Genomic DNA, 7,034 nt, shown 5'->3' with positions numbered 1-7,034 from the left:
GATTTGCCTAGAGCTTCCTTCAGATTCCGCGTCACCACGGACACCCTTGCCTTCAGCTATGTGCTTACCGCTACTTGGTCACACTCGGGACTTTCACCCGTTAGAGCTCACCCATGACGGGCAAACAAAAAAAGATGTAGCATAGAAACTACATCTTAATCTACGTACCCAAAATACTCTTCGACGGTTAAGCCTGATTCATAAATATTTGTCGCTAATTCAACGCCAAAATATCTTAAATGCCATGGTTCGTAATTATAGCCAGTAATATCGCTTTTCCCTTCTGGGTATCTTATGACAAACCCAAATTCATGAGCATGATCTGCAACCCATTGGCCCGGCTCAGTTTCACCTAGAGCTTCTTCTAAGCCTAAGAAACCACCTGTTTCTAGAGGTATTGTAATATCCATCGCGAGACCTGTATTATGCTCACTATGTCCAGGTGCTGCAGAATATTGATCCGTCCACTCCTGACCTTTAGTTGCTATATTATTATTGTAAATAACAGATTGTCTTTCAACGGACCTATATCCTGATTGAGCAACTAATGTATAACCCGCGTCTTCTGCTGCTTCAAATAGCTCTTCTAAAGCTTTTGCAGCTTCTTCTCTCATTTGTCGTTTTTGATCTCCAGCTGGAGCATTAATAGGAACATTTGGTTCAACTAAATTTTTCGGTTCATAACCTTCAGGCAAACGTCGCTCTTTATTCACTACAACATCAATCGCATGAGGGTTATTCACAATCACTTTACCATCCTCTGTTACTTCTTCTTCTTTAAGTTCTAATGGTGCTTTTGTTTGAATACCAAATTCAACACCTTTAGAATTTTTTGCATGTAAAGATTCAGTCTCTTGTTCCTGAGTACAACCTGCCAATATTAAAATAGCCAATACAATCAATAATACTTTTCTCATATTATCCCCTATCTTATCTTGTTGTCTTATATTATATTAACACGACACATTCTATTTCGACAAAAGAGTTTTTTATGACAAAACAAAAAAAGCCACCTCCCTTATGAGGCAGCTTATTGCTCATATTATAAATACTTAGCATATTTTTTACTTAGTTCATCAAAAGCACGTTGATCGTTTTGATCAATGGCCATGTTAATTTGCTCCTCTAGAGCATTCTTATTCCACATAAAAACTAATTCGTCTAAAACTAATCGTGCAGCCAGTTTGATTTCGTATGGAACTTCTCGTTTAGCTTTTATGGCTACCCGTTTTGGAAATTGGTATCTAATGAGCACATAAGAGGTCACTTGTTTTTTCATCTTTTCTCCCCCTTACTCCCTTTTTTCTATTATAATAAAAAACACCGAAAAATTGCAACAATATTCAGAAAATATGTGTTTTTTTTAATGATTGGGCTAACCTAATGAACCTAAAAAAAATCCCTGACCATATGTCAGGGAAAAGCCTCTGTTGGGAGAGAGGTGTATATATGAACCTCGCTAATTAGCGAAGAGTTCAACAAAAATTAATTAGTTATTTGGGCCTTTGCCATTACCTTTGCCCTTGTTCTTATCTTTAGGTCCTTTATCATTTGACTTGCCTTTATTTCCTTTTGGACCTTTATCCTTAGCTTTTTCTTTACCAGCTTTTGCTTTGTCTTTGTTTGACTTAGCTTTTGATTTTTTATCTGAAGATTTAACATCAAAGTTTTCGTCACGATCTTCTTCAACCTTAACTTCCTCAACTTCCTCAACTTCTTCTACCTCTTCAGAAGTTTCTTCTGTTTCTTCTTGAGATTCTTCAGTCTCTTCTACTGATTCCTCAGTTTCCTCTGTAGAATCTTCTTCAGTTGACTCCTCATCAGTTGTATCTTCTTCAACAAATTCATCAGTAATATCATTTAAACGCTCGTAAAGAGCTGCTAATACATCTTCATCATATTTTGCTTCTAAACGATCTAATGATCTTTCAATATTACGTTTCAATGCAGATTGAGCTACTGGATTCTTCACTTTTTCCATAGCTGACGCTAAAGAAATAACGTTTTGACCAATAACTTTTTCTTCATTTTCTTCTTCTTCATCCTCTGCAGATTCTTCTTCGTTAGTTTCATCCTCTTCTGCAGAATCTTCCTCGTTAGTTTCATCTTCTTCTGTATTTTCTTCTTCATTATTTTCATCTTGCTCTTGCTCTTCTTGCTGCTCTTCATCTTCTGAGGATTCTTCTTCATCTTCTGATTCAGCTTTCTCTAGTATGTATAGAGCTTCCTCTAGAAGAATTGTAGCCTCTTCTTCATTTCCTTCTTCATATAATAGTTCTGCTTCTTCAATTTGTTGTAATGACCAATCTAAAATAAGACCAAGGCGCTCATTATCCTCATCTTCCAAAGCCAATGACAACTGGTTTGTAACTTTACCATAATAACTAAATAGCGATTCTTCTAAAGTTACATCTTCTTTAACAACAATTCCTTGATCCTTGTCCTCATCTGTTCCCTCATGATTATCTGCTGAAATGCTTAGTGGTGCTAGTATCATTGATGCTGTTAATGTTGCTGCAGATAATGAATGAATCATTTTGCGATGTTTCATGTGATCACCTCTTCTGTTATTTTCTATCATAACTTACGAAAAAGAGGTTAGTATTTTTGGGGGTTATATAAAATTTTTTTGATAATTAAGTATAAATAAATAACACCAACCCTATTAAGGTCGGTGTTTTAAAATGTATTCTATCCAGATATTTTTTGGGTAATATCGTACGTTCGTTTAGCTTGGTGTTCAACTGCTTTTTGAATGTCGTCCTGAAGATTCCCTTCACCGTCAACAGTTGCACTTGTACCGTATGGATTACCACCAGTACTAAAGATAACTTCGTCTGTGTAACCAGGGCCAGCGATAATAACTCCCCAATGGAACATTGATACATAAAAACTTGTTAATGTCTATTCTTGTCCACCATGTGGATTTTGTGCTGAAGTCATCGCGCTACATACTTTGTTAACTAGTTTACCTTCAGCCCAAAGGCCACCACATAGATCCATGAACTGTTTAACTTGTGATGGAACATTCCCAAATCTAGTTGGAATACTAAATATAAATCCGTCTGCCCAATCTAGATCTTCAGGGGAAGCTTCTGGAACATTCTTTGTTGCTTCATAGTGCTTTAGCCAGGCAGGGTTTTGTGAGATTGCACTTTCTGGTGCTGTTTCAGGTATTTTTAATAATTTAACTTCTGCTCCAGATTCTTTAAGTGCCGATTCAGCCCACTGTGCCATTTGGTAGTTGGCACCAGTAGAACTATAATAAAATATAGCCATTTTAGTCATCCAATCACTCCTCAAAAGTTTATACATATTAAAGTTTCCCCTTGAGAAGTAAAAATATGAATATAAGAAAAGCGCTGATTGAATCAGCGCTTAAACCTACAATGAAGTTTCCATTAATTCAAGTTCTAATTTTTTTAAGTCTTCCCAACCAAAAGCCGTCTCTTCATATGTACCGGAACCAATGGTTGTATTTTCCGCTTCAACTTTTTTCGCACCGTAACGAACATAAAACCGACCATAAGGATTGGCTGTTAAAATCCACACGGAAAGTGAATGATAACCCTCTTCTAAACATTTCTGCACAAAATGTTTTAATAGTTCATGCCCTACCCTTTGACCTTGTGCTTCTTGTAATACATAGATATCATATATTTCTGCATCAAATTTAATTTGTGCTGCTCTTTGTCTTCCACCAGAGATAAAACCTAAAAGTTTACCATCTTTTTCAGCCACATAAACATATTGTTGTACTTTTTTTGATGCTAAAGTTGTTTCCCACATTATTTTTCTACGTTCAAAAGACATAACTTGCTTTAAATCTTCATCCGCAATGATTGGTCCATATGTTAACTTCCACGTTTCATCGTGAATCTTAGCGATTTGCTCTGCATCATTTGGTCTTGCTTCTCTAACGGTTAACACAGTTACCCCTACTTTCCTACATAGTTAATAAAAAGACCGTAACAATCGCACCAATTACTGCAAATATAACATTCACGTTAAATAATGCAATGATTGCAGCAATCACACCACCGGCAATTCCAACAAGTGGACGATCTTCTATTACAGTCATAATACCTGGGAAAATCAATGCCCCCAAAGCAGCAAAAGGAATTGCATTTAACCAACGATTAACCCAAGGCTTAAATGTCGTTTGACCAACAAAAAAAGCAGGTATAAACCTTGGAACAGCTGTAACAATAGCCATCCCAATAATCGTCATCATAATCATGAGGCATCATCCTCCTTCAATAAAAACACACCTAAGAAGCTTCCTATAACTGTTGCTAAAACTATGGACCAACCACTTGAGATCGATAAGATAACATTAAAAACATAGTTTAATCCCATACTAAAGACAGCTATTAAACCAATTCGCCATTCTTTTTTTATGGAAGGAACTAATAGTCCAATGAACATAGCGTATAATGCAATACCCATACTGGTACTCAAGGTTTGAGGTAGTATATCACCCAACAAAGCTCCACCCAAACTTCCGAATACCCATCCAAAGTAAGCTACAATAATCAAACTCGCATAAAAATAGGTTCCGTTAGATTTTTGAGCTTCTTCTTTATGTAATGATGAGACTGCAAATGTTTCATCTGTTAACCCTAGCGACAGAGGAAACTTCCATTTTAAAGAAAAATTTTTAGTTGTGTTCATAAATGACATACTCATAATAAAATGTCTAAAGTTAAGCACAAATGTGGCAATGACTATTTCTATAAACATCGTCCCTGCAGCAAACATACCAGCTGCCATTAACTGAGCAGCACCAGCAAAAACAAGAACACTCATCATGGTCGTTTCAAAAGTCGTTAGACCTGATTCTTTCGCTAAGACACCGTATGCAATAGCAATAGGTAAATACCCTAAAAATATAGGAAAACCAGCAAGAGCACCTTGTTTAATCACAGCTTTTTTACTTAATCCGTTAGTTAATTGATTAGAATGAACTTGCTCCATAATTAGCCTTCTTTCAAATGTTATTGATAAATATCTGGATGGAGTTTAAGAGCTAACTTTTCTAATCCTTCTAATAATCTTGGTGAAGGACGACAATAAAGGTATTCTTCCAAAACGTGGATTTTACCCTGTTGAATTGCCCTGATCTTTTCTGAGTTTGGACGCTTTTTTATCAAATCAGGGTTCATTTTCTTCTCTTGAACCCCAACCCAAACCATACATATTTCATCTGGATTGCGTTTAACAACTTCTTCCCATTCCGTTTGAACACTAGCATGATCATGATCACTATAAACGTTTATAGCGCCTGCTAGTTCACTTATATAACTAAGCCAGTTTTTCTTACCTGGTGTAAAGATTGGTTTTGGCCACCATTCCCAATATATTCGTTTAGGATTGGAAACTTTCTTAGAAAGTTCCTTATACTGCTTTAATTTTTCATAATACCAAGTATAGACCTCTTGAGCTTTTACCTTAAAACCAGTATGCTCACCAACTGTTATAATATCATCAGCTATTTCATCAAGTGAATTAGGGTTTAGAATAATGTAGTCCAAACCTTCACTGTCCAATTTTTCAATATTTTTCTCCATACCAGGAACACTTAGTGAGGCTAATATTAAGTCTGGCTTTAATTCTTTAACACGTTGGACATCGATATTAAGATCTCGCCCAACTTTAGGTAGGTCTCTCACTTCTTTTGGCCAATCAGAATCATTGTCTACACCTACTACATGTTCCATTAAATCTAAATAAGCTAAGATTTCAGTATTACTTGGACAAAGCGAAACGATTCTCATTAAAGCACTCCCTTATAAAAGAGCTCGAATTAATACATATATTATAACTATTAAAATCACCACTAACCAAGCTGGCTTTTTCCAAAAGTGTAATAAACTAAATCCTACTAACGCCACCGCAAAATCTACACCATCAGCAATTGCGCTTGTGAAAATGGGGTCATAAAAGGCTGCTAATAAAATGCCTACTACTGCTGCATTCACACCAATTAATGCAGCTCTTACTGCTTTGAATTGACTAATAGTTTTCCAAAAAGGCAAAATGCCGATTAATAGTAAGAATGAAGGTAAGAAGATCCCAGCTGTCGCCACAATGGCTCCTAGTAAGCCTGAAGCGACCTGCCCCAAATAGCTTGAGAATGTAAATAAAGGACCTGGTACGGCCTGGGCAGCACCATAACCTGCTAAGAACATTTCTTCTGATAGAAGTCCGTTTGGTACTAGTTCACGTTCTAGTAAAGGTAGTACAACGTGTCCGCCACCAAATACTAATGAACCTACGCGATAAAATATATCAAATAACTGTATATATATATTATTTGCTGCTTGACTTATAAATGGTAACAAGATTAGTAAAGCAAAAAATAACGATAAACTAATAACACCTAATTTTTTTGGTAAGTTAATATTTAAGCTCGTTTGCGTATCTAATTCTTTGTTTCGAAACAATGCATAACCAACTAATGCTGCAATTCCGATAATAATTAATTGCATTGAAGCTAGAGGGAATAACAGAAGCATTGCAGCTGCAATTATAGCAAAAGCAATTCGCGGTAAGTCTGGTGTTAGCTTTTTGCCCATATTGATAATAGCATGCGCCACAACAGCTACGGCAACGACTTTTAATGCCGCAATAAATGTTGAGTCCATCAAATCAAACTGGACAACATAAATAGCAAATAAAATTAATGCAACAACTGATGGGATAGTAAATCCGATCCATGCTAATATCCCACCTAGGACGCCTCCCCTAATCATGCCAATGGATATTCCAACCTGTGAACTTGCAGGACCAGGTAAGAACTGACAAAGCGCTATCAAATCAGCATATGTCTTATCGTCTAGCCATTTTCTTCTCTTAATATATTCTTCTTGAAAGTAAGCTAGATGTGCAATTGGTCCACCGAAAGAGGTAAATCCTAACCGTATTGCCACGAGTAATATTTCTAAGTAGTGTTTAAATGAATACAACAAGTACACCCCTTATTAATTATAAATATAAGGAACCACTTATATAAGTAGTCCCTTATATTTTAG

The 7,034-nt window shown here is 36.2% G+C and carries 8 protein-coding genes and 1 pseudogene; all 9 read right to left on the bottom strand.

The window, feature by feature from the left end; all coding sequences use genetic code 11:
* Positions 1–155: 155 nt before the first annotated feature.
* Complete coding sequence (locus ACTWQB_RS13870; RefSeq protein WP_443139794.1) at positions 156–917, bottom strand: M15 family metallopeptidase; 762 nt, start codon at positions 915–917, stop codon at positions 156–158.
* Between the two features lie 125 nt (positions 918–1,042).
* Positions 1,043–1,279: an IDEAL domain-containing protein gene (locus ACTWQB_RS13865; protein WP_443139793.1), complete on the bottom strand. Its 237-nt coding sequence runs from the start codon at positions 1,277–1,279 to the stop codon at positions 1,043–1,045.
* Between the two features lie 210 nt (positions 1,280–1,489).
* Positions 1,490–2,551 (bottom strand): hypothetical protein, encoded by a 1,062-nt coding sequence (locus ACTWQB_RS13860; protein ID WP_443139792.1) that lies wholly within the window; start codon positions 2,549–2,551, stop codon positions 1,490–1,492.
* Positions 2,552–2,691: 140 nt separating this feature from the next.
* Positions 2,692–3,288 (bottom strand): annotated as a pseudogene (wrbA, locus tag ACTWQB_RS13855) (NAD(P)H:quinone oxidoreductase).
* A gap of 96 nt (positions 3,289–3,384) precedes the next feature.
* A complete protein-coding gene (locus tag ACTWQB_RS13850) occupies positions 3,385–3,930 on the bottom strand; it encodes a GNAT family N-acetyltransferase (protein ID WP_443139791.1) in 546 nt (181 codons plus the stop codon).
* 16 nt (positions 3,931–3,946) lie between these two features.
* Entirely contained in the window at positions 3,947–4,240 is a 294-nt protein-coding gene (locus ACTWQB_RS13845) for an AzlD domain-containing protein (RefSeq protein ID WP_443139790.1), read from the bottom strand.
* Positions 4,237–4,977, bottom strand: a complete 741-nt coding sequence (locus ACTWQB_RS13840) for an AzlC family ABC transporter permease (RefSeq protein ID WP_443139789.1) — start codon at positions 4,975–4,977, stop codon at positions 4,237–4,239. Before ACTWQB_RS13840 ends, ACTWQB_RS13845 begins: the two co-directional genes overlap by 4 nt.
* 20 nt (positions 4,978–4,997) lie before the next feature.
* A complete protein-coding gene (locus ACTWQB_RS13835) occupies positions 4,998–5,777 on the bottom strand; it encodes a cobalamin-binding protein (protein WP_443139788.1) in 780 nt (259 codons plus the stop codon).
* Positions 5,778–5,789: 12 nt separating this feature from the next.
* A complete protein-coding gene (chrA, locus tag ACTWQB_RS13830) occupies positions 5,790–6,968 on the bottom strand; it encodes a chromate efflux transporter (protein WP_443139787.1) in 1,179 nt (392 codons plus the stop codon).
* Between the last annotated feature and the right edge of the window lie 66 nt (positions 6,969–7,034).

Origin of the sequence: Piscibacillus sp. B03, from assembly GCF_052246295.1 — a bacterium.
Taxonomy (GTDB): domain Bacteria; phylum Bacillota; class Bacilli; order Bacillales; family Alkalibacillaceae; genus Piscibacillus.
Note: the sequence above shows the minus strand (reverse complement) of the source record. Positions and strands in the feature narration are given on the sequence as shown.

Coding starts and splice junctions, on each gene's coding strand:
- ACTWQB_RS13835 (WP_443139788.1), bottom strand. CDS start 5,777: ATGAGAATCGTTTCGCTTTGTCCAAGTAATACTGAAATCTTAGCTTAT.
- ACTWQB_RS13840 (WP_443139789.1), bottom strand. CDS start 4,977: ATGGAGCAAGTTCATTCTAATCAATTAACTAACGGATTAAGTAAAAAA.
- ACTWQB_RS13870 (WP_443139794.1), bottom strand. CDS start 917: ATGAGAAAAGTATTATTGATTGTATTGGCTATTTTAATATTGGCAGGT.
- ACTWQB_RS13860 (WP_443139792.1), bottom strand. CDS start 2,551: ATGAAACATCGCAAAATGATTCATTCATTATCTGCAGCAACATTAACA.
- ACTWQB_RS13865 (WP_443139793.1), bottom strand. CDS start 1,279: ATGAAAAAACAAGTGACCTCTTATGTGCTCATTAGATACCAATTTCCA.
- ACTWQB_RS13845 (WP_443139790.1), bottom strand. CDS start 4,240: ATGATTATGATGACGATTATTGGGATGGCTATTGTTACAGCTGTTCCA.